At 43.4% G+C, this 22,546-nt stretch carries 25 protein-coding genes and 1 pseudogene; 20 read left to right on the plus strand and 6 right to left on the minus strand.

Going from position 1 to position 22,546, the window contains the following annotated elements; genetic code table 11:
• Positions 1-13 precede the first annotated feature (13 nt).
• From BUC05_RS17575 to BUC05_RS17600, 6 genes are read left to right on the plus strand one after another with little or no spacing between them, the layout of a single operon-like run.
• Complete coding sequence (locus BUC05_RS17575) at positions 14-688, plus strand: hypothetical protein (RefSeq protein WP_142237583.1); 675 nt, start codon at positions 14-16, stop codon at positions 686-688.
• Positions 681-1,439, plus strand: a complete 759-nt coding sequence (locus BUC05_RS17580; RefSeq protein ID WP_084140090.1) for a class I SAM-dependent methyltransferase — start codon at positions 681-683, stop codon at positions 1,437-1,439. Before BUC05_RS17575 ends, BUC05_RS17580 begins: the two co-directional genes overlap by 8 nt.
• A gap of 10 nt (positions 1,440-1,449) precedes the next feature.
• Positions 1,450-1,803: a hypothetical protein gene (locus BUC05_RS17585; protein WP_011245361.1), complete on the plus strand. Its 354-nt coding sequence runs from the start codon at positions 1,450-1,452 to the stop codon at positions 1,801-1,803.
• Entirely contained in the window at positions 1,800-2,279 is a 480-nt protein-coding gene (tsaA, locus tag BUC05_RS17590; RefSeq protein WP_011245362.1) for a tRNA (N6-threonylcarbamoyladenosine(37)-N6)-methyltransferase TrmO, read from the plus strand. Before BUC05_RS17585 ends, tsaA begins: the two co-directional genes overlap by 4 nt.
• 5 nt (positions 2,280-2,284) lie before the next feature.
• Positions 2,285-3,508, plus strand: a complete 1,224-nt coding sequence (locus tag BUC05_RS17595) for an MFS transporter (RefSeq protein WP_035205316.1) — start codon at positions 2,285-2,287, stop codon at positions 3,506-3,508.
• A gap of 14 nt (positions 3,509-3,522) precedes the next feature.
• A complete protein-coding gene (locus BUC05_RS17600; protein WP_035205313.1) occupies positions 3,523-4,071 on the plus strand; it encodes a GNAT family N-acetyltransferase in 549 nt (182 codons plus the stop codon).
• A gap of 243 nt (positions 4,072-4,314) precedes the next feature.
• On the opposite strand, the gene BUC05_RS17605 is transcribed toward BUC05_RS17600, so the two are convergent.
• Positions 4,315-5,247 carry an SDR family oxidoreductase gene (locus BUC05_RS17605; protein ID WP_073305560.1) on the minus strand — a complete coding sequence of 311 codons (933 nt, stop codon included), beginning with the start codon at positions 5,245-5,247 and terminating at the stop codon, positions 4,315-4,317.
• 200 nt (positions 5,248-5,447) lie between these two features.
• Between BUC05_RS17605 and BUC05_RS17610 the strand changes: the two genes are divergently transcribed.
• Genes BUC05_RS17610 through BUC05_RS17625 form a run of 4 tightly spaced genes read left to right on the plus strand, consistent with a single transcriptional unit; the run spans position 5,448 to position 8,903 of the window.
• Entirely contained in the window at positions 5,448-6,440 is a 993-nt protein-coding gene (locus tag BUC05_RS17610; RefSeq protein WP_073305562.1) for a glycosyltransferase family 4 protein, read from the plus strand.
• Positions 6,430-7,257: a hypothetical protein gene (locus BUC05_RS17615; protein ID WP_073305564.1), complete on the plus strand. Its 828-nt coding sequence runs from the start codon at positions 6,430-6,432 to the stop codon at positions 7,255-7,257. Before BUC05_RS17610 ends, BUC05_RS17615 begins: the two co-directional genes overlap by 11 nt.
• 10 nt (positions 7,258-7,267) lie before the next feature.
• Positions 7,268-7,957 carry a glycosyltransferase gene (locus tag BUC05_RS17620; RefSeq protein WP_011245368.1) on the plus strand — a complete coding sequence of 230 codons (690 nt, stop codon included), beginning with the start codon at positions 7,268-7,270 and terminating at the stop codon, positions 7,955-7,957.
• A 31-nt stretch (positions 7,958-7,988) separates the two neighbouring features.
• On the plus strand, positions 7,989-8,903 hold the full coding sequence (locus BUC05_RS17625) for a glycosyltransferase family 4 protein (RefSeq protein ID WP_073305566.1): 915 nt from the start codon (positions 7,989-7,991) through the stop codon (positions 8,901-8,903).
• A 118-nt stretch (positions 8,904-9,021) separates the two neighbouring features.
• Here the strand turns inward: BUC05_RS17625 and BUC05_RS17630 are convergent, their stop codons facing one another.
• Both BUC05_RS17630 and BUC05_RS17635 read right to left on the minus strand, forming a co-directional pair.
• Positions 9,022-9,708, minus strand: a complete 687-nt coding sequence (locus BUC05_RS17630) for a glycosyltransferase family 2 protein (protein WP_011245370.1) — start codon at positions 9,706-9,708, stop codon at positions 9,022-9,024.
• On the minus strand, positions 9,708-11,051 hold the full coding sequence (locus BUC05_RS17635; protein ID WP_011245371.1) for a nucleotide sugar dehydrogenase: 1,344 nt from the start codon (positions 11,049-11,051) through the stop codon (positions 9,708-9,710). Before BUC05_RS17635 ends, BUC05_RS17630 begins: the two co-directional genes overlap by 1 nt.
• A gap of 247 nt (positions 11,052-11,298) precedes the next feature.
• Here BUC05_RS17635 and BUC05_RS17640 point away from each other — a divergent pair.
• A pseudogene (locus BUC05_RS17640) lies at positions 11,299-11,775 on the plus strand (GNAT family N-acetyltransferase).
• A gap of 143 nt (positions 11,776-11,918) precedes the next feature.
• On the opposite strand, the gene BUC05_RS17645 reads toward BUC05_RS17640, so the two are convergent.
• Positions 11,919-13,202, minus strand: coding sequence for a glycosyltransferase family 2 protein (locus BUC05_RS17645; protein WP_073305568.1), 1,284 nt, complete (start codon positions 13,200-13,202; stop codon positions 11,919-11,921).
• A 214-nt stretch (positions 13,203-13,416) separates the two neighbouring features.
• Between BUC05_RS17645 and BUC05_RS17650 the strand changes: the two genes are divergently transcribed.
• The 3 genes from BUC05_RS17650 (at position 13,417) to BUC05_RS17660 (ending at position 15,553) form a co-directional block, all read left to right on the plus strand.
• A complete protein-coding gene (locus tag BUC05_RS17650; protein ID WP_011245374.1) occupies positions 13,417-13,698 on the plus strand; it encodes a DUF2642 domain-containing protein in 282 nt (93 codons plus the stop codon).
• Between the two features lie 13 nt (positions 13,699-13,711).
• Positions 13,712-13,912 carry a hypothetical protein gene (locus BUC05_RS17655; RefSeq protein ID WP_011245375.1) on the plus strand — a complete coding sequence of 67 codons (201 nt, stop codon included), beginning with the start codon at positions 13,712-13,714 and terminating at the stop codon, positions 13,910-13,912.
• Positions 13,913-14,290: 378 nt separating this feature from the next.
• Complete coding sequence (locus BUC05_RS17660; RefSeq protein ID WP_011245376.1) at positions 14,291-15,553, plus strand: AAA family ATPase; 1,263 nt, start codon at positions 14,291-14,293, stop codon at positions 15,551-15,553.
• Between the two features lie 115 nt (positions 15,554-15,668).
• On the opposite strand, the gene BUC05_RS17665 is transcribed toward BUC05_RS17660, so the two are convergent.
• On the minus strand, positions 15,669-16,277 hold the full coding sequence (locus BUC05_RS17665; RefSeq protein WP_073305570.1) for a GDSL-type esterase/lipase family protein: 609 nt from the start codon (positions 16,275-16,277) through the stop codon (positions 15,669-15,671).
• 300 nt (positions 16,278-16,577) lie between these two features.
• On the opposite strand from BUC05_RS17665, the gene BUC05_RS17670 reads away from it, so the two are divergent.
• Genes BUC05_RS17670 through dgoD form a run of 4 tightly spaced genes read left to right on the plus strand, consistent with a single transcriptional unit; the run spans position 16,578 to position 20,120 of the window.
• Positions 16,578-17,327, plus strand: coding sequence for an IclR family transcriptional regulator (locus tag BUC05_RS17670; protein WP_073305572.1), 750 nt, complete (start codon positions 16,578-16,580; stop codon positions 17,325-17,327).
• Positions 17,328-17,356: 29 nt separating this feature from the next.
• Positions 17,357-18,304 (plus strand): sugar kinase, encoded by a 948-nt coding sequence (locus tag BUC05_RS17675; RefSeq protein WP_073305574.1) that lies wholly within the window; start codon positions 17,357-17,359, stop codon positions 18,302-18,304.
• Between the two features lie 9 nt (positions 18,305-18,313).
• Positions 18,314-18,949: a bifunctional 4-hydroxy-2-oxoglutarate aldolase/2-dehydro-3-deoxy-phosphogluconate aldolase gene (locus BUC05_RS17680; protein WP_073305576.1), complete on the plus strand. Its 636-nt coding sequence runs from the start codon at positions 18,314-18,316 to the stop codon at positions 18,947-18,949.
• Positions 18,950-18,971: 22 nt separating this feature from the next.
• Positions 18,972-20,120, plus strand: coding sequence for a galactonate dehydratase (dgoD, locus tag BUC05_RS17685; protein WP_073305578.1), 1,149 nt, complete (start codon positions 18,972-18,974; stop codon positions 20,118-20,120).
• Between the two features lie 143 nt (positions 20,121-20,263).
• Here the strand turns inward: dgoD and BUC05_RS17690 are convergent, their stop codons facing one another.
• Positions 20,264-21,082: an MBL fold metallo-hydrolase gene (locus tag BUC05_RS17690; protein WP_073305580.1), complete on the minus strand. Its 819-nt coding sequence runs from the start codon at positions 21,080-21,082 to the stop codon at positions 20,264-20,266.
• A 166-nt stretch (positions 21,083-21,248) separates the two neighbouring features.
• Here BUC05_RS17690 and BUC05_RS17695 point away from each other — a divergent pair, with 166 nt between their 5' ends.
• Both BUC05_RS17695 and BUC05_RS17700 read left to right on the plus strand, forming a co-directional pair.
• Entirely contained in the window at positions 21,249-21,719 is a 471-nt protein-coding gene (locus tag BUC05_RS17695; protein ID WP_011245383.1) for a DUF2243 domain-containing protein, read from the plus strand.
• A complete protein-coding gene (locus BUC05_RS17700) occupies positions 21,716-22,531 on the plus strand; it encodes a cytochrome c oxidase assembly protein (RefSeq protein ID WP_073305582.1) in 816 nt (271 codons plus the stop codon). Before BUC05_RS17695 ends, BUC05_RS17700 begins: the two co-directional genes overlap by 4 nt.
• Positions 22,532-22,546: the final 15 nt, after the last annotated feature.

Here is a 22,546-nt window from a genome sequence, read left to right on the forward strand (position 1 = left end):
ATATCACATGGAAATGAATTCAACCAGATATCGATTGCACGAGAACATCCCTTTTCGTTCTAAAAAAATCGTTTTGATTGTCCAATCGGGGCAAATGGGAAAATTCGATGAAGAAGGCGCTGAAGGAGAGCGGAAGCTATACGACCAATTGGAAGCAAGTTTGGTCGAAGAAAAAATCGGTGTCTGCCGGTTTGATTTTCCTGACCGGGTCAACCGCAGAGAAAGCATATCAGACGAAGAGTATCGCGATCGGGCGTCGCGTTTAAGTGCGGTTTACCAACGGATTAAAACAGCACACCCTGCGTGTGGCCTTACGTTTATAGGGATGTCATTAGGAGCAAACCTCGTTTTAGAGAAGCTGCAAAGCGTTACAAGCCCTTCGTCAGCAGTGTTAATTGGTTTGTATGTTGATGAGCCGGTTACTGTTGCCGAACAAGTTGAAGCGATCAGTCTTGTATATGGAAGCGAGGATTACATTGCGTTTGGTGAGAATATAAGCCTTGCTAATTTGATCGCGCCTGCGAAGTACAGCCAAACTGTGAGAAGCTGTATAAACAGCGCAGCGCCAGTCGAAACATTGATTTTAAAAGGATTGGGACACTCGCTCAATCCAATGAACAGTGAGGCGGAAGGGCCAATTGCCCGTCTTGTTCGCCTAGTAGGAGGAGGAAAATCGATTCATGAATAAAAGTGCCCAACGGTTTAACCAAATCGCAGACAATTTTTTAAATAGCGAGGTCCACAAAGCAAGTCCTTCGATTGACCAGTTAAAGATGCTGTTAGGAGAGGTGCATGACAAAGCGATTTGTGATGTTGCATGCGGATCGGGCCATTTGGGGTTGGCGCTTGCACCCCACTCATTGACGAGTGTTGACCCTTCTGAATCTATGTTGGCCAATGTTGAAAAGCTTGCTGCTACAAAAGGAAAAAGCGTTAAAACCGTTTGCGCTTACGCTGAGGACTTGCCTTTTGACTCGGAGCAATTTGACATTGTCGTAACGCGGCTGGCAGCCCACCATTTTACCGATATCGCGTTAGCGATAAAAGAAATGAAACGAGTAACCAAAAAAGGTGGAACAATCGCGATTATTGACTTGGAAGGGTATGAAGACAAACAAGTTGACCAATTCAATCATGAATTGGAGCTGCTCCACGACGAAACGCATATTAAAAGCTACTCTTACCAAGAATGGCTCAACCTTTTTACACACGAAGACCTAACAGTAGTAGAAGGATTTAGCGATTTAAGCGAAAAGCCAGGAGGCATCAGCATCAAACGGTGGTGTGAAATTGCTTCTTCTGGTTGGGAAGCAGAGCGTGAAATCCGCGCTAAATTGGAACAAGCACCTGCCCATTTTTTAAAGACGATGGGAATTGAAAAACGAGAAGATGATTTTTACATTCCTGTAAGGACAGCAATGTTCCTTCTGACGAAATGAGGGAAAAGGGATGCCAGTGATTACAATTCATTCGCCGCTTGACTGTCCCTCAAATGAAGAGTTACTAGGCAAAATCGCCAACACGGTCACAAAAGAGTTGGCGATCCCCGCAGACTATTGCTGGGTACTATGGAACAAAATTGAGCACGCCTATAAACAAGATTGGCTGATGAACCCTTGTCCTGCTCCAATTGTCAAAATGGTTTGCAAACAAAGCCATTCATCTGAAAAACTAGAAGCGCTTTTGCCAAAAATGAAGCAAGTGATTGCTTATTGTGAAGGGTGTCAGGAAGAAGAGATTTTCATCTGTGTACAAAAGATTGAAAGAGGCTATTTGCTGATTCGAGACGAGGTGTGGACATGACAGGCAAAAAGCAAACGACAACGATAGAATACATTGGCCACGTCCGTTCGCCGCGGACTGAAATGACTGATGACCATTGGGGCTCCGTCATTAGCGAAATTGTTGTGGACGAGAAGATTCCCCTTTCTGCCTTAAAAGGACTAGATTCTTTTTCCCATTTGGAAATCGTCTTCCACATGGATCAAGTGGACCAAAACAAAATTGTCTACCAAGACCGCCATCCACGCAATAATACAGACTGGCCAAGCGTCGGCATATTTGCGCAAAGAGCGAAAGGCAGGCCGAACGCAATTGGTGTGTCTAGATGTGCGTTGTTGGAAATGAACGGAAATAAGCTAACTGTAAAAGCGTTAGACGCGATCGATGGCACCCCTGTCATTGACATTAAGCCCTATGTCAACGAGTTTGGCCCGATTGGTGAAGTTAGGCAACCGGGGTGGATCACCGAGTTGATGAAAAACTACTACAAGGATTGAAGCAGTTGAAGCTATTAGCAAACCGTAATTTCATTCTCTTTTTTTTCGGGTCGCTCGTCTCGAAAATAGGCGATAAGCTCTATTTGATTGCCATGCCATGGATCATTTACGAATTAACGGGCTCCTCTTTTTATATGGGAGTCATGTTCTTTCTAGAGACGATTCCTTTTTTGTTCGTCTCCCCATTGGCAGGGCTGTTGGCGGATCGCTTTTCCCATAAGTTGTTGCTGTTTCTTTCTGCTTTTTTACAAGGGTTCTTTTTGTTAACAATTGTCATTGGAAACGCAGCAGTTAGCCAAATTCCGATTATCTGGATTTTTGTTTGCGGATTTTTTATTGCTTGTGGGGGAGCGGTGTTTAGCGTTGTATTAAACAGTATCATTCCGTCAATGTTTCCAAAAGATAAAATTGTGAACGTGAATTCGTCATTTCAGTTCCTTGACTCCACTTCGCTGCTGTTTGGCAGTGCTTTGGCAGGGATGTTGATTAGCATGTTCGGCGGTTTTACGGTGTTGCTTTTTGACGCTATTTCGTTTTTTATCATTTGCGCCGTTGTCTTGTTTTACCGAATCAAAAAAGAAAACATTAAAAAGATTGCTGGCGGCAGCTCTTGGAAATATCTAGTTCAAGGAGCAAGCTACGTAAAAAACCATGAAATTCTTAAACCGCTTCTTTTGATTATGATGTTAGTCAACATTTCCAATGCCGTCGTTGTCGCCTTGCTTGTCTTTTTTGCAAGAGATACATTGGCTTTGGATTCATCACAGACGGGCCTTATTTATACGATCGCTGCCGTCTCGCAAGTGCTTCTGACGTTTTTTATTCCATTGATTACGAAAACATTCAAACGAACGAACCGGATGCTCCTCGTATGCTTAATGGTCAGCAGCGGCGGCATTGGCATTATTTCGCTTAGCACAGGGTGGGTGACGCTAGGCCTAGCGATGATGGTTCATACAGTGCCGATCATTATTTTTAATGTCGTTAATAAAACATTAAGGATGCAAATTGTCCCTGATGATTTAATTGGCCGAGTCAACGGACTGTTTTTAATGCTAAGCAAGTCGACGTTGCCTGTTGCTGGTTTAATCGGTGGTGTGGCGGCAGAGTTTATTCATATCCGTATCGTGTTCGCCTTGCTGTGTATTTTATCATTAGCGTTGATCGTACGCTATTGGTTCCATCCATTTAACCAGGAAGCGACCACTACGCTTGAAAGAATTAGCTAAAGGGAGTGGAGAAGATGAAACTGGCTCTACAGCCTTTGAATATGGAAGACATTGAATTGGTTGATGAAATGTACAATGATGAAGCGGTATTTCAAACCGCTATTTTGGGATATAACTACCCGCAAAGCCGCTTGCTCCTTAAAGGGAAATTGGAGTCTTGGATTACGAATAAATCGCAAAAGCATTTTAAAATTATGGCTGAAGAAGCAGTTGGCATTGCGCAAATCCACGATATCCATGGAGTGAATCGTACGTGCAAATTAGGGATTATGATTAAGCCTGCTTTTTGGGGAAAGGGATATGGGCCAGAAGTTCTTCGCCAACTTGAACATATATGCTTTAACGACATTGGGTTAAGGCGCATTGAAGCGGAAGTGCTGGCCACTAACGAACGGGTTTTGGCGATGATGGAACAAGGCCACTATGAACGTGAAGGTGTCCGCAAAGAGGCCGTTTTTAAAAATGGCCGCTTTGTCGATGTCCACTATTATGGAAAAATCAATGACACATCCATGGATCTAGGAAGGTACGATTTAGGCAAGGAAGTCGAAAAGATAAAATAGGCGCATGCTTCCGGTGGCAGTACTTTTTCCCGACAAATCGCCACGCAAAACAGCACCTCCATTGGGTGCTGTTTTTTGATGTTATCCGTTAGGGCCACATTTGCGCAAGCATCCGTTTAACAAGCCGATACATAAAAACGTATTCCTAGTATCCAAGGAACTTAGTAAAGCACACCTACATGTGACCAGCATTTAAATTGACTCAGCTTTATTGGAATGCTCATTGACAGGCTCAGCGATTAGTCAGTGGTGTTTAAACCACTCGACAGTCTGTCTTAATCCTTCCTGAAATGAAACGGTAGGGCGGTAGGCAATGAGCTTTTCGGCAAGGTGGATATCGGCAAGGGAATGTTTTACGTCCCCTGGCCGTTCAGACCCATAATTTGCCTGAATTTGTTTGCCTAAGAGTACATTGATTTCATCTACCAGGGAGTTGAGGTCAATGCTGGCTCCTCCCCCTATGTTTACCGATTCTCCTTGTAGTTTAGGGGCATTGGCTGCTAATAAATTGGCAGCAACGACATTGTCAATAAACGTAAAGTCACGTGATTGTGTGCCGTCGCCAAAAATAGTCGGTGGTTTGTCGTTTAGCATTGCCTTTATAAAGCTTGGGATAACGGCTGCATATTTGGAATTGGGGTCTTGACGAGGGCCAAAGACATTAAAGTAGCGAAGCGAAACGGTTTCCAAACCATAAAGGTTATAGAAAACTTTACAATAAAGCTCGCCTGTGTATTTGCTGACCGCATAGGGGGACATAGGGTTGCCAGGCAATTGTTCATGTTTAGGCAATGTTTCCGAGTCCCCATAAGCGGATGACGATGCCGCATAAATAAATCGACTTACTCTTGCTTCAACCGCACCTTGCAAGAGCTGAAGCGTACCAGAGACATTGGCATGGTTCGATTCAATCGGGTTTTGAATCGATTTCGGCACAGACGGAATCGCTCCTTGATGAAAAACAACATCAACCTGCTTTAACGCAGATTGGACCGTTTTCTCGTTTGTAAAGTCGCCATCGATGACTTCAATCTCATCTATAAATTCAGCGATGTTGTCTTTTTTTCCTGTATTAAAATTGTCTAAAATTTTGACTTTCTCTCCCTTTGCCACAAGTGCTTTAGCAATATTAGAGCCAATAAAGCCAGCTCCCCCTGTAATTAGGTAAGTTGCCACTTGGACACCCCCTTCTATTGGTAAACATCCCTCTTAGTTTATGCAAATAAAAATCCGGTGTTTCCAAAATTGAACAGGAGTCGTGATTCACCGTGCCAGCAACGCATAATAAAAAGCTTTTGGGCATACGATGGGTTATCAGAATAACGGTGAGGCTGAATGCATAGTCTGCCTAACTATAAGTAAAGGAGATCGCAAGGGTGGTCAAACACTTGCTCGTGTATGATTGTGAGTGGTGGGTGTTAGGGGCAAAGGCGAGAATCATTCAACAATATCATCCTTATTTGGACATTTGTTCCTTGAAAGAAGTGGAGGAAAACGTGAAAAGACAAGGCCAAGTCGCTAAAATCAATTTTGGTTATGAGGTTATTTCAGCTTTAGGCCTAGGAATTGCTCAGTCTTTGTTGTTGCTAGGGATACGGGTCGATTCTGCACAGATAGGATCATATAATTACATTACCAAAAACCATTTGTCATACCGAGAATGGAGCGATCCTTTTAAAGCCAATACTGATTTTTTTCATCGGATGATGAAAGCCTCTCGTTATGGGGCAATAAGCCCAAAATTAGCACGTGAGGTAAAGAAACGTCTCCCCCATAGGCATGTCTCGTTTATACGACCGTTTATTGATACCGATCAGTTTTGCCCGGAGTTCGACTTGCCTTCGCTTGATGAACGAAAACTAGTAATCGGGTGGGTTGGGAATGAACAGCGAAAAGTAAAAAATTACCAATCGCTATACAAAGGAATTGTGAAAGCATTCGCTAATGACCCTAGTATCGAATTTATCGAATCCACTCGGTCGTCTTATACCCCGTTAAAACAGATGCCTGCTTTTTACAACAGGTTGGATCTGCTGTTAATTACCTCTTCAAATGAAGGGGGGCCTGCTCCGGCAATGGAAGCTTATGCTAGTGGGGTGCCCGTATTATCAACAAATGTTGGCTATGTGAAAACGGTGGCCGGCCCGAAGTGCCGATCTTTAATATTGAACAGCCTTTCTCCAGGAGAGTTTATCAAAAAAATTAATCAACTAAAAAAGGACAGAGTCTGGTTAAATGAGCTAAAAAAAGAAGCAAGGCAACAAATGGTTTCCTACTATACAGTCGATAAAACAATCGGCGATTGGCTAGAGGTGCTCTTTCTCATACAGCCTAACAATCAAACAAAGGAGAATGCCTATGAGCAGTAAGTCTCTATGTGTAACAACCTATGTATTTGGAAATTACAAGCGGTACATCCCATATTTCGTTTACAGCGTTTTGAAAAGCTATCCCGAATATTTTGTGAAAGTATTTTCATATGACAACCTTTCTAAGAAAGAAACAGATAGTCTTGAGCGAATCAAACAACACTTGTCCAGTTCGTTTGAAATAAAGGAAAACTACTATACAGACAAAATATCGAAAGCGAGTGAGGGAAAAGCAAGGCGATTTTTATTGCCTCACTCTGAGTTTAAAGGGTTTACGTATGCATACATTGGCGATATTGATTTCCTGATTGTTAAAGAAGAACCGTCGCTGCTAGATTCTCATATAAAACATTGCCAAGACATAGGGCTGCCTTACAGCAATCAAGTTCGCCCTCAGTCAAGGCGGTTGACAGGGCTGCATTTTTTTAAAGTCAAGGAGTATTTTGAGAAAATGGAGCCAGTGATCAATGAGTATATAGACGCCCCTGAAAAAATCGAAGCCGCTTTTCGCACGGGAATTCGAAATGAAGAGTTTTTATATAATTTAATTGAGCAAACGATTGGCTTTGGAAAAATGAATGATCATCATTACCGCCCACACCACGGTTTCCATTTAGGGATTTTACGGAGCGGCGTTGATTCTTTTAAAAGCTATGTCGACAATGGCCCAAAAAATAAATTCCACCAACTTCCTAAATATGCAGTATTAAAAAAAGCGCTCCTGCGCTATTATAACGATCCATTGTTTAAGGAAATTGAGCGAATAAACCCTATTAAAGAAGTGCAAATACTGAAGAAGTTGTTGAGGCAACATTAGGAGGGAGACAATGATTGCGGTTGGGATGGCTGCTATGCCAAGCCGGTTTGAAAACTTGAAGACAATTGTACCGCAGCTTCTAAAGCAGTGCGACCGGATGTATATCCATGTCAATGGTTTAAACGATTGCCCTGATTTTTTGAAAGAAGAAAGCAAAATTAGACTCTCGTTTTCCACAAAAAATTTAGGTGGACAAATGGCATTTAAAGGGTTTCCAGAAATAAAAGGCTACTATTTTTGTGTAGATGACGACTTGATTTACCCTAATAATTACGTTGAGCGGATGGTTGCTTTAATGAAGAGCTATAACAACGAGATTATTGCCTGCGTCCACGGAGCCAGTTTTGATGTAAACGCCCCTATCAAGAAAGTATTTAAAAATAAGACGAATTCCCACCGTTCGTACAAGGGATTAAACGAACATACACAGGTACTCATACCTGGGGTCGGTACATCATGCATGCATTCAGACTCTTTTGCCCTTACACCAAACGATTTCCCTTACCAAAACATGAGGGATGCCTTTATCGCTTGTAAAGCAGCAAAAGAGGGTGTTCCCATAATCGCGATTAAACGGCCAGAAAACTGGATTAATAAGATTGCTGGCCATACAGCGATTACCAAAAATGAGGAATACAACGACCGCATTGACCAATTGTTTGCCGAACATATTGATTACTTTAAAAAGCAGTTAGGCTAATCGCGATCCCGATGTTGAGAGGTTGATTTTTATGAAAATCTTATTGGTTCCTGGTAACCCAGGATGGGCGTTTGATTATCGTGCCAAAGATCTCCTTTCTTTAAAGTTTGATGGAATCGAAGTAGAGCTTAAGTATGTCAAAAAGGTAATGGCAGACGATAAAAACCGCTATGATCTGATTTACCCAATGTCAATAAACATTGCTAAAAAACTACACAAGCGAACAGCGATCCCATACAACAAAATGGCAACAGGAATCACATCGATTCGCATCATCGATAACCATACAAATAACCACTCAGATGAAACCAATTTTGTCCGTTTTTTAAAAGGGTTTCGCGGCATTAATACGTCATCCGAAGAAATTAAAGACAGGTTAACTCCGTATATCCCTATTGCGAAAACGAGGGTAGGCATTGATGAAACACTATTTAAACCCTTACAAAAGCGGAACGAAAACGAACGGTTTAAGGTGGGATGGGTTGGTAGAATTGATCAAGAAGATTACCGCCAGCTAAAAGGGTATGATTTAGTACTGGCGGCATTAAAGGACATCGATGTGGAGCTTGACATACGCACATATAAAGATCGAGTGCCACGGGAAGAGATGGCGGCGTTTTATCAACAATTGGATTGCTTTATTTGTTCTAGTACGTCTGAACATATTCCGCTGCCACTGTTAGAAGCTGCTGCTTGCGGTGTTCCGCTCATTTCCACCCGTGTAGGGATTGCCCCAGAACTAATCACACATAACAAAAATGGGTTTATTGTTCCAAGAAAGCCAGACGCATTTCAAAGCGCCGTGAAGGCATTAATGGATAGCCCCGAAAAAAGAAAGAAGTTTTCAAAGAGAATTCGAGGTGAGGTTGTCAAACATTGGACACTAAAGGCCTGCAAAGCCGAGTGGGAAACATTCTTTTTATCATTGCAAAAATGCTCCAAATAGAGGTACAATTTTTCTCTGCATGCCCGGTGAAGTGATGGGACTTCACCCTTTTTACTGTTTCCGTCGGTCGATGCTTTAAAATATGTTGAGGCAAAGCTCAACTTTCGGTCTTTATTAACTAGCCTGTGACCAAAGGTTTGTAGTCATCCGTATAAACAAGGTTGATGCAGCCCTTCAGCAAGTGTTCGTCACTTATTTTCCAAGTATGATGGTTCGGGTTTCCAGACCTAATTACAGCGTGGTTATAGCGATCAGTGGAAAAAATCCGAAATCCTTTTGCTGCGCAATCTTTTTGGAATTTTTTATCGGAACCAACTTTCATTTTAGGAAAGCAAACGTCTTTTAATAGTTCTTTTCTGAATACTAATGTCGAGTCAACCACTTGTTTAGCAAACCGATCTTCATACAAAGAAGGAAAAAAACCTAAGCATTTGCTTTTTTGGAAATAGAAATAAACGCTGCTTTTTCCCACAATATCCGCCTCGCCTTGTTTTTCAAAGGCAGACCATGCTGACTCCAAATAGAGTGGAGCATAGTAATCGTCATCGTCAAATTTCGCAATATGGCTATAGGCTGTTTTTTCGGCGGCGATATTTTTGCATTCACCGACAGACAGGTGCTCTGGTACTTGGAAAACGGAAACGCGAGGCAGTTTTTTTGCTTGCTCTTTCCAAAAGCTAAGATCCATTTTGTCCTGATTCAAGATAACAATAAGCTCTTTGTCTTTCATTGTTTGTCGCAAATAATTGTCAAATACTGTATTCATGCTGTCGTGTCTGTTTGTGCATGTAATGACTGAGATCATCAGCTTTTTCCATCTGCTAGGTAGTGCGTTACCCCGCCCCCTAACACGACTGTCTTCGCTTTGCTTTTATACCCTTTTGTCACATTCTTTGTATCGTACACCACTTTTGCATGTTCCAGAATCGATGTTATTGGCAAGTTGGAATGGTCGGTTAAAATGGCAACGAGATCGGCTTTTTCTAGCAACTCCTTAGTGAGTGGTTGCGAAGAATAGAGCGTTTGGCCGACTTCCACTGATGGAACATGGGGGTCATGATAACTGACGTTGGCGCCAGTCTGGATGAGCGCCTTCATAATATCAAGTGCAGGAGAGCTTCTGACGTCATTGGAATCTTTTTTATAAGAGAGCCCGTATAACACAATTGCCGCATCGGAAATGGGTTTGTCGGTTTCGGCTAGCTTTTTAATCTGTTCGATGACATAAGAGGTTATCGTCTGGTTCATTTGCTCCGATAACGATAAAAATTGGGTGTGGAAACCACGCTGTGCGCCAACCCAGTATAAATATAAAGGGTCGATCGGGATGCAGTGCCCGCCAATCCCGGGGCCAGGATAAAACGCCTGGTACCCATATGGTTTGGTATTTGCAGTTGCAATTGCCTCCCATAAATCAATGCCAAGTTTGTCGCAAAACATTGCCATTTCATTGATGAACGAAATATTAATAAAGCGGTAGCTGTTTTCTAAAAGCTTGGCAAGTTCGGCAACTTCCAGTGAGGAGGCAGGAACAATGGTATTAAACACACGCTCATAAAAGGCTGTGATACGCATGAGGCATTGCTCGGAAAGCCCACTTATAATTTTCGGAACTTCCTCAATTGAAAGCGATTTGTTTCCTGGATCAATTCGCTCAGGCGAATAAGCCAAGTGCAGCGTTTTTCCAGGGATGAGATTGCTTTTTTCTAAAATAGGTTGAATCACTTCACGTGTCGTACCAGGGTAAGTCGAACTTTCAACAATAACAAGCTGTTTTTCTTGCAGTCTAGGATAAAGGTCTTCACTCACGTGCTTTAAATAGCGCAAATCAGGTTTGTTATCGCTTGCTAGCGGCGTAGGGACACATATGACGATAATATCCAAGTCTTCGATTCCGCTGTAATCAGCAGCAAACGTTAACTTGTTTGTAGCCAACACTTGAGCAAGTTCCCTATTTTCAATATCAGGAATATAGCTTGACGCTTGTTGTAGCGAGGCAACTTTGGTTGCATCAATGTCGATTCCTGTTACATGGTAGCCTTTTTTTGTAAACAACAGTGCAAGCGGAAGACCAACATATCCTAAACCAATAACGCCAACTTTCGTATGGACGGGGTCATAATGTTGCGGTTTTTCTTGAGAACACAATTGGTTTCTAACTCCTCTCTCATCATTCTTTTTGTTGCTTCTTCATTCTATTTCGTTTCAAATAAACGGAAACGGCATTTGGCTCCGTCAGAGAACGAATTAGGCAAGTCGATGTGTGGCCATACGGCAATCAATTAATTATGTGGGACACGGGAAAAGTAGTGTGAGAGACGAGATGTGAGCCTGGGCAGTTAAAAGGGGCGGAACGGTTTTTCTTGTTGTATAATAACGTCGAGGTGGAGTCACAATGGAGAGAACCAATCATATAGAATTAAAGCATTTTTCATACGAGCACATGGATACATTGAAGACGTTTGAACTGCCTGAAGAGCAAGTTCAATTTACATCATTGCCAACCTATTATAAGGAAGTGGCAGAAGGTCAGTATCGAATTGTTATCCTGTACAGGACAGAACCAGTAGGTTTCTTTTTAATGCATTCGACGGATAGAGTAAAAGAGTATTCCGACAATCCACAGGCTATGTTGCTCACTGCATTATCCATTAACCAAGCGAAACATTGAAAAGGTTATGCAAAGCAGGCGATGTTGTTGCTAAAGGAGTTTGTCACCACGGAATTCCCTCACTGCAAGGAATTTGTATTAGAAGTAAACCATAAAAACATAGCTGCCCAACAACTTTATGGAAAAACGGGATTTCAAGATACAGGAAAAAGGAAAAGCGGCCCAATTGGCGAACTGCTTATTATGAGTTTAAAAGTGTAATACTCGAAAAGGCACTTTTGCCGAGCAACCTATTAAAAATAAATTAGGATACAAAGGATTATTCATTTTAGTCACAAGACTGCTGTGAATAATCCTTTATTTGTTTATATTGAAATGAACCTAGATAAACACATACCTGTCTATCAATCACTATCTGCGTAAGGCAAAAATGCATTCCATTTATGGTGATTGAGTCGGGTGATGCTTGTAGGATGTTCGCGAATGTTGTAAACAGTGAAATCGTCATAGCAAAAAACGGAATTAGGTTGCTTGATTAATTTCATTAACACACTCACGTCTTCATATAAGCGGCCGTTTTCAAAAGGTGTGACAGGAAACCCGTTTATTTGTTTTAACATCGTTGTGCGATAAATGCGGGGGCCTAGTGGAAATGGATAGGACATGAGTTCACTTGCTGAACGGACAGGTTTTCCTTTCGCTATTGTTTTATAAAGGAGCGTGCCTGTTGGCTGTTGTTTCCACCTTCTAAAATTGCCATATAAAACGGCAGCATGCTTAGGGAGATGTTGCAATTTTTTCTTGATTGTGAACAGGGCATCGGGGTCAAGCCAATCATCTGCATCTACCTCCATCACAAAGTCGGTTGTAATGTGAGGGAGCAATGCATTTAAAGCACGGGCTTTGCCGCCGTTTTTTTGTTTGAACACCTTTACGCCCCGCTTTTTTTTCCACTTGCACATCTTTTCGTAGCTATTATCTTCTGACCCGTCGTCGATCATGAGCAATTGGTCAGGCGGTGATTGTTGTAAAAAACAAGAGGCAATCGCCGTTTCAAGGTAGTCCGTCATATTAAAGGCGGACATGATGATGGCCAGGGTAGGCGAAGGGATCTCTGCTTTTGCTCGTCTGTATTTCATCATGTATGCATATTTCTCGCGTTCGCTTTTTGATGTGTTGGCTCTTGGCCGTTTGATCCAGGGATCCTTTGTTTGAACAATTTGGCGTGTTTCTACGTTTTGCAGCCAAGCTGGAAATAATGCGTCTGGAAAAGGCAAGTGATCAAGATCAGCGAACGTCTTTTCCTGGAAGAAAGCTGTCCGTACTAAGAAAGGCTGTTCCACATACTGGGTCCCAATTGCCTGCTTAAATGTCATTACTGCTTTACCAGAAGGAAGTGTCAAACGGTTAGGCTGTATGTTTGGACAAAGGGTGTCGCCGTTATGCAAGAAAAGGGCATACGTACTGTCGCATGTTTGGAGGAGAGTGTTTAAAGCGCCAGCAATTTCTCCATTGGGTACAGCGATGGTTTGTATTTCGTATTGAAATTGTTGCTTGTCAATAGCTGTTGGCGGGTGAATAAGGTAAACCGTCTTGATTCGGGGTTTGAGAGAGCTGAGTGAAGACAGTGCTTGTTGCAATGAAACCCCGCTCTCATAGTTTAAAAAAAATACCAAGATGTCGCGCATCGTTCATTCCTCCTTATGTTGCCGACCATTTTTTCTAATGGGGCAAATGACAGACGGCTGTCTTATGAGCCATGGTATTCAAGTTAACCATTTGAAGGGAACTTGGATTCCAGTGGAATTTTAGCAAAATAGGTTTAAAAAGTAGGAACGTATCTATACAAGATGACAAAATTCGCATTTATTGATTGTAGACAAGAAAGGAGTGTAAATCATTATGGCAAACGGAGAATTATCTCTCACTCTCGAGTTGTTAAACTTGTTATTGGAAATTCGGTTGGCGAAACAGACTAATGGAACAACTCCTCCAAATGGGACAGGAGCCATTAGAGATTTGTTGCTTGGCTTAGTTGGTCAACCGGTAACGGTAACAACGCCATTTGGTGTAATAACAGGGACATTGCTTTCCGTCCTGACTGACTACATCGTGATAATTGAAGACACCGGGTCGCAAGTGCTTGTGCGTTTAGCAGAAATTGAATCAGCAAGCGGACAGTAAAGGAGGGATATACGTGTTTGAAAATTTGTTTACAAATGAGTTGGCGACCCGAATTGGCCAAACGGTTGAAATTGCAACAGATAACAACCTCATAGAAGGCATTCTCTTAAGTGCAACGGCAAATATTGTTGTTGTAATAACATCAACTGGATACGGGCCAAACATCCAGGTAAGTGTCGTCGTCGCCGCTATCAACTTTGTCCGTTTTCCGTAAGTTTGGGCTTCCTAATAGGACAAAAAGCGGCCAGTAGCCTTTAAGGAAATGAGCAGAGAACGCGCTGTAATGGTTGAGTGGAATGCTTAAAAAAATGTGACTGGCTGTATAACAATTGTCTTGTAGATGTTCACTTTCGCGCTTCCTGTCTTGAAAAGGCAGGAAGCGCTTTTTTTGTCACTGTCTATGCAGCGAGAGAAAGCAGTTGAACTTATGGTGGGACGCATTACCGACGATCTCGCCCCTTTGAAAATATGATTGAAGCAACTTTGATGAATAAGCACGGATACTCCTAGGACAAAAGTTGCGCTATACTTATGGGGAAGAAGGCTATGTTTTAGGAACTTCTTCAAGAGAAAAGGAGAAGGAGTAACGCAGATGAAGTGCATTTATGAGCAAAGTGCAGACCAAAAAAACGACGTGAAAGGCTATCCAGGGTATGCGAGGTTGATTGGAGGCATTCAAGATGCATTGTTTGCTGCCTATGGCAAAACATTTGAGCCTTATCAAACGGATGACGCCCATTTTGAATTATGGACGATTTTTGAAGAAGACGTTAAAAATGAAAATCCAGAAGTGGAGCATGTAGCCAAAATTTTTGATAAGCTGGAGACACAAACGTTCGAGTATGATGAGGAAGCGCGTGAACCTGTTTATCGGGTGCATCGGGCACTCCAGAATAATGTGTATGCCTATAAAAAGGCAGGCATTGCTTTTGCTCGCATTCCGGTTTTTGATGATTCAAGCATTATGTACATGCAGTGTGTGTTGGCGACAAGTCCTCTAGAAATGGAAAACTTCCTGCAAACGTTACGGAACCGGCTGTGGCATAAAAGTCGGAACGAAGTGCTTGTGTTTAAAGAAGGGATGGACGGGTTTGTTCAAGAACAGCAACCTGTAACGCGGGCTATTTCTCGGGAAGAGGTTGTGCTTCGGGCTGATGTAAAGGAAGAAATATACCAGATGTTGGACCATTTCTTCGCAGAAGACCGGTCTTTTTTTACCAAGTTTAACATTCCTTATAAACGGGGGATCTTGCTCTATGGCCCTCCTGGCAATGGCAAGACAACGCTCGTTAAATCAATTGCTGGCACCGTTGACGCCCCTGTGGCCTATTGGCAAATTACCGAATTTACTTCAAGTGAATCGATTAGCCAAGTGTTTGAGTCAGCGACACGTCTTGCGCCGATGATTTTAGTCATAGAAGACATCGACTCTATGCCTGAAGAAGCTCGTTCCTATTTCTTAAATACGCTTGATGGCGCTACTTCGAAAGAGGGGATTTTCTTAATTGGCACAACCAACTATCCAGAAGAAATTGATCCAGGTTTGATTAACCGAGCTGGCCGATTTGACCGAGGCTATGAAATTCCTCTTCCTAATAAAGAGCTACGCCATCGTTACGTAAAGGTTCTTAATTTCCAAACGGTTGTCCAAGGAGCCGATTTAGACAAAATTGTTAGTGAAACCGAAGGGTTTTCTTTTGCACAAATCAAAGAATTGTTTATAGCGGCGGCAATGGAACAGCATGCTGCTGGCAAAGTAGATATCAACAAACTGATCAAATCGATGAAAAAAGAACAAAAGAAAAGCAAGACTGGCAAGTGGTGGGAAGGCGGCGACGAGCTAGGTTTTCATTAGGGAAAAGGTTTGTGGTGGTGTAAGGCAGGATTGTGTTGAACGGAAATTTAAATAGAAGAACAGCCAGCTATCTGTCTAGTTAGCTGGCTTTTATGATGTAAATCAAGCGGGCTCTCTACAGAGGATGGAACCCCGTCTGATAAACTGCCTCAGCCATCTTCTCATAGCCTCGGTTATTTGGGTGGATCCCATCTTTTGCTAGATAATGAACTCCGTTTGAAAGAAAGCTAATGTCAACGATCCGCACATTTGGATAGCGTTCCAACGTATATAAGCTCTGATTAAAACGAAACAGATGCGACTGAAGAACTGGAATATTTGGCAACGGGTTATAAAGGTTAAACACACGGACGATGTATGGTGTTCGAGCATGTTGTTTTACGTAAGTGATGTGACGGATAAGGTGATGTAAACAGGCATAAACGCCAGCCGTTGTTTTAGGGAGATGATCGACAGAGCCTGTTCTACTCGTTTGCCGTAAGGCTGTTAAAAAATTGTTTCCTCCAGCTGTAATCGTTATGATATTGGCGCGCTCGATTTGTTTAGAATGCCTAAAAGTCAAACTGGAGATCTGTTCACAGGTTAGCCCGTTTCTAGCCAGTTTAATGAGTTGGATCGGCTGTCCTAATCGGCGGCTAGCCATGTCCCGATAAGGTACGACAAATCCGTTGGTTGAGCCAACCCCTGTTACAAGCGAATCCCCAATTGCAACATATACATACATGGCCTCCCTCCTTTTCTTTAGTGTATGGACAGTCGGAAAAGGTGGAACGGCGGCCATCATACCCTAATTTATGTCGTGATATCAGGTGAAAAAAGGTTTGTTCCAAACATGGAGTTTTGGGCTGCCGTTTATGAAAATACAAGTAGGGCGAATGGGGAATCACCGAAACGAGCAAACTAGCAAACATTTTGAAAGCGCTTTGAAAATTTTGTTGCAATAACGCAAATCGCTATGTTAGAGTGTTTTCAAATCACATTAATGATCGAAAATCACATATGTGATTTTAGGAGGCGAGTATGATTGTCCGTTAAATCAGCGGAAAGGGTTCTGCGTATTTTTGAATTGTTAAGCAGCCATGTCAATGGCCTCAGTATTAAAGAAATTAGCGAAACCCTTGAGTTGCCGCAAAGTAGCACGTCAGCTTTAGTCCATACGCTTTATCGTGAAAATTATTTATCTGTAAACCAAGCGAAAAAATTTGCTCTTGGTCCAAAACTGATTCCGATTGGCAATGCTGCTCGTGAATCACTCGACCTTGCTTTGTTAAGCGCTGAATCGCTGCAACGGTTAGCTTCAGCAGTAGAGGAGACGGTATTTATGGCGCTACTAGCCAACCAGGAACTTGTATATGTGGCGAAAATCGATAGCAATCGCTCGATTCGGACGTCAGCGTATTTAGGCGGACGAAAGCCCCTTTATTGCACGGGACTTGGCAAGGCTTTTTTGACATTCATGCCGGAGGAGCAACGTATCGATTACTTAAAACATGTATCCCTTAAGCGGATCACCCCCCACACAATTACCGATAAAGACACACTGCTGGCTCGTTTACAAGAATATGCACAGCTAGGTTACGCGATTGATGATGAAGAAAATGAAGAAGGGCTGTACTGTGTGGCGGCGCCCATATTTGATGCATCAAAAGGAATGCAGGCGGCGATTAGCGTAGCAGGGCCAAAAGAGCGGATGTTGAGACAAAAAAGTCAAATCGTGAACAACGTTATCGACACAGCAAACGGCATTTCACAAAAGCTTGGATACGTTTTGTAGAGGAAGCCAGTACATGAAGAGGTGTTTGAATGGATGTAGTAAGCATAGGCGAAACAATGGTGTTGTTTGCCTCTAAGGAGGATGGTCAGCTTCGATACGCTTCTAATTTTTCAGCCCGTGTGGCCGGCGCAGAGACGAACACGCTGATCGGATTAGCGAAACTTGGTCATAAAACAGGCTGGATTAGTCGAGTCGGCGCTGACGAGTTAGGAGCGAAAATCATCCAATCTGTCCGTGGTGAAGGCGTTGATACAACGTATGTAGCCATGGATGAGCAGGCTCCAACGGGGCTATTTTTGAAAGAACAAACGACTGTGAAGACGGCGAATATCCTCTACTACCGAAAGGGTTCTGCGGCGAGCCGTCTAGAGCCTGCCGATATTAATGAGGACTATGTTAAGAACGCGAAGTTTCTTTATTTAACAGGAATTACGCCATTATTGAGCAAATCATGCGAGCAGACAACATTCGTATTAATAGAAATGGCCAAGAAGCATCATGTCAAAATCGTGTTTGACCCGAATATACGCAAAAAATTGCTGACGGAAGAGAAACAGAAGCATTTGTTAGAGCGTTTGATTGGCATTGCTGATATTGTTTTGCCAGGGTATGGAGAAGGCCACTATTTATTCGGCACGAACAATAGCGAGGAAATTGCCGATCGCTGTTTACAGCTTGGCGCCCAGCTAACCGTTGTCAAGCTCGGTGAGAAAGGTGCTTATTACAAGAGCACAGACCAGTCTGGCTATGTTGCTCCAATCCCAGTAAAGGAAGTGGTTGACCCAATTGGTGCTGGCGACGGATTTGCCGCAGGCGTTTTGTCTGGTTTGCTCGATGGGCTCGCCATTAAAGAGGCAGTCGGACGCGGTTGTGCGATAGGCGCTTTTGTGACCCAAGTGCACGGCGACATTGAAGGCTTGCCTTCTCGGCAAACATTGCATGCTTTCCAACAAAATCGAGAAGACGTGAATCGTTAGGAGGAAAATATGGAAACGTTACAAGCCATTTATCAGCACCAACTGATTGCGATTATCCGTGGCGTACCGCCAAAGGACGCAGTGAAAATTGGAAGCGCTCTTAAAGAGGGAGGCATTCGCTTAGTTGAAATGACCCTCAATTCCCCTGACGCATTCGAATCGATTCGGTTGTTATCAAGGGAACTGGGCCGCGAAATGAAGATTGGCGCTGGAACGGTGTTAGATCCAGAAGCGGCGTTTTTGTCGATTCAAGCGGGGGCCGATTTTATCCTTTCCCCGACTGTAAAAGCGGCAACGATTGAAACGACGAAACGCTATGGCAAAGTCAGCATCCCTGGTGCCTATACGCCGACAGAAATTTTAAGCGCTTACGAGCTTGGCGCCGATATTGTCAAAGTTTTTCCGGCAAGTGCCGGCCCAGGCTACGTGAAAGACATTCGCGGGCCATTGTCCCATATCCCGCTTTTGCCAACAGGCGGAGTCAATGACCAGAACATTGCCGCTTTTAAACAAGCAGGCGCTGTCGGATTTGGCATTGGCAGTTCTTTAGTAGACAGCAAGGCCGAAGTGACGCCTGCCTATCTGCGTAAGCTTACGGCAAAAGCGAAAAATTATGTAGCGGCACTAGAGCAAGCAATGAAATAACAGAAAGAGGGGAGAACAACAAATGAAAATTAAAAGCTATGAACTGTTCAAAGTCCAGCCACGGTGGCTGTTTTTGAAAATAGAGACGGACGAAGGAATGACTGGCTGGGGAGAACCTGTAGTCGAGGGGCGTGCTGCTACTGTAGAGGCTGCTGTCCATGAGCTGATGGAATACTTGATTGGCAAAGATCCTTTTCATATTGAAGACCATTGGAATGTCCTGTACCGCGGCGGCTTTTATCGTGGTGGGCCAATATTGATGAGCGCCATTTCCGGTATTGACCAAGCATTGTGGGATATTTTAGGGAAGTATCACAACGTACCTGTCCACCAGTTGCTTGGCGGCAAAGCACGGGAAAAGATAAGAGTATACTCATGGATTGGCGGAGATCGCCCTAATGAAGTTGGCGCTGCAGCGAAACAAGTAGTTGACAAAGGCTTTACTGCAGTGAAAATGAATGCAACCGATGAAATGCAATACATTGATTCTTTCGAAAAAATTGACCGCGTCCTTTCTAATGTGGCTGCGATTCGCGAAGCTGTTGGCCCGTATGTCGGGATAGGCGTTGATTTTCATGGACGCGTTCATAAACCAATGGCCAAAATACTAGCCAAAGAGTTAGAACCATTTAAGCCGATGTTTATTGAAGAGCCTGTGTTGCCAGAAAACAATGAAGCGTTACGGGAAATTGCCAGAAATACAGCTATTCCAATCGCAACAGGAGAGCGGATGTTTTCGAAATGGGATTTTAAACAAGTGCTCGTTGACGGCTATGTCGATATTATCCAGCCAGATTTGTCCCATGCTGGCGGCATTACTGAATGCAAGAAAATTCTATCAATGGCTGAGGCATTTGATGTGGCTGCCGCTCCCCATTGCCCACTCGGCCCGATTGCACTCGCGGCATGTTTGCAAGTGGATGCAACTTGCCACAATACGTTTATCCAAGAACAAAGCCTTGGCATCCATTACAATGAAGGATCTGATCTTCTCGATTATCTCGTCGATGGCAGCGTTTTCCACTATAAAGATGGGTATGTGGACATACCGAACAAACCTGGGCTTGGCATTGAAATCAATGAGGACCATGTCCGCAAGATGAGCGAAACAGGCCACAATTGGCGAAACCCTGTCTGGAGACATCAAGACAACAGCGTTGCAGAGTGGTAAGCTGCTAAACATCATTGCTGAAATTTGGAGGTTATTACTTGGTTGATCGTCGAAAGGCGGCAGTGTATTGACTAAGCCGCCTAAAAAAGCGGACAAGTCATAGACAAGCAGCTTCCTGTGTAGAGGCTGCTTGCTTTTTTCTACTATTTGCTTCCGGTATACTCTAATGCCGACTTGACCAAGTGAGCAGAGTCCCATTCGCCTTTTGAAAAACGGGTAATGGGGTATGTCCGAGGAAACAGGCGCTTTTGGATTTCTTTAATGGGGAGTCCGCTTTTGTAAAGATCGTGGACTTGGTTGCTTAATGCTTCTAAATAGTCTCGTTTTTGTACTAGCTTTTTGCGGCCCTGCTTTAAATAGCCAGCATGACTGCAAAAAACGTCTTCAAAATCATACTGCAGCAATTTATGGAGCGAGGCGATAATTTGTGGAACAGACTCACTGTCCATAATAAGTTTTGTTTTTGTTTGTACATAGAGGTCGCCTGTAAACAGTTGCCCAGTCGATTTGTTTAGGAAGGCAACGTGGTCAGTGGCGTGTCCAGGCGTAAAAATACTGACCCAGTTCGAGTGCCTCGTTTGGAATGTTGCTGGAATTGCAGCTGGGTGAAACGGTTTGCGCTTGCCCCAAAACAGTTTTCGATAAAGGGGGTAGTCGCCAGTCTTCTTAGCAGCAGCAAGAGAAGAGTCGTGCAAGTAAATCGGAACATGCAGGTGTTGTTCAAACCAAGTGGCACAGCCTGTATGGTCTTCATGGAGATGGGTGCAATATAGAGCATCAATTGGCTGTTGTTTCCAGAAAGGGAGAAAGCCGTTTTTTAGTGCGGAAGCACCAGCGTCAATGATAATCCCATCGATAGCGAAGCTATATACATTTAAAGTGACCGAACGAAATGAAACGGTCCCGTTCGCCATGGACACGCCATTTACGGAATGTTGCTCCATCGTTTTCTTCATACGCATCCTTGCTCCACCTCTTTTATGAATGAGTAATCATTCACTACATTATAACAAAAAGAATTATTTTCTGGCTATTGCGTTTGCCGCTTTGGCTGCCTTATACCATGTGTTTGATTTAATTGCTAGAAGGAAAGACTAATAATAGTGAACGATTAAGGAGGTTGGGAGAATGCCAAAGCCGATGAAGCAGGAACTGCGGCACTTGTACTTAAAACGCAATCTTTGGTCCGGCGTGTTAGTTGGCGTCGGCATCGCTGCTTTTTTAGATGAAGTCTTGTTCCATCAATTATTGCAATGGCATCATTTCTACGACAAGTCGACTAGAACAATAGGGATCATTTCGGATGGTATCTTTCATGCATTTGGCTGGTTTGCGAGCGTTTCGGGGATGTTCTTGCTGGCCGACCTGAAATCCCGCCGCGGTTGGTGGGGCAAAAGGTGGCTTGGCGGAATTCTACTTGGCTCAGGGGCTTTCCAATTGTATGATGGCACGATTCAACATAAGTGGATGCGGATTCATCAAATTCGCTACGTGGAAAATGTGTATATCTATGATAGTGTCTGGAATGCGATTGCCATTCTTTTAGTGATCTGCGGTGCCGTTCTTGTATACAGAACAGGCCAAAGGCGGCAGCCATGAACCACCCAGCTATGGCAAACGAGTTAGAATGGTTTTTTGCCCAATTGTTACTCACATTGCCGTTTGTCGGTGCTTTCGTTTTCTATATCGTTGCTGCTTTATTATCCTATAGGACTCGAAAGCCATGGCCCCTTTACCGGTCGCTCATTTGGATCGCCGGCTGTTTCGCCGCCTATCTAGCGGGGGCGGGGCCAATAGCGGAAAAGGCACATACTGATTTTGCCTTCCATATGATCGGACACTTGCTGTTAGGAATGCTTGCGCCTCTGTTGATGGCATTAGCGGCGCCGGTGACGCTGTTGGTGCGGACATTGCCTGTGCCAATGGCAAAAGGCGTTAGCCAATTATTACGCAGCAAGATACCACAAATGATTGCCGATCCTAGTGTAGCATCGTTATTAAACATTGGCGCTTTATGGCTTCTTTATACAACAAGCTTGTTTGCATTCATGCATGCCCATCCATTTCTTTACTTTTTGATCCACATTCACGTTTTTTTGGCAGGCTATATGTTCACGATTTCCATGATCTACATTGACCCTGTGTCACATCGCAAACCTTTTTTGTACAGGGCGATTGTGCTAGTCATCGCGCTCGCTGGACACGGCATTTTATCGAAATGGATTTATGCCAATCCGCCCGTAGGTGTTGCTCCTGAACAAGCACAGACAGGGGCGATGCTCATGTATTATGGCGGGGATGCAATCGACTTGTTTCTTCTAGTTGTTTTTTGTTTTCAGTGGTACAAAGCAACGCGCCGGAGTGCACGCGCCTCTTTATTGTTGCAAGAAAACAGCAGAGCGAACATATAAATAGAAATGGCCCTA

It is taken from the genome of Shouchella rhizosphaerae (assembly GCF_900142675.1).
Classification (GTDB): Bacteria; Bacillota; Bacilli; order Bacillales; family Bacillaceae_D; genus Shouchella; species Shouchella rhizosphaerae.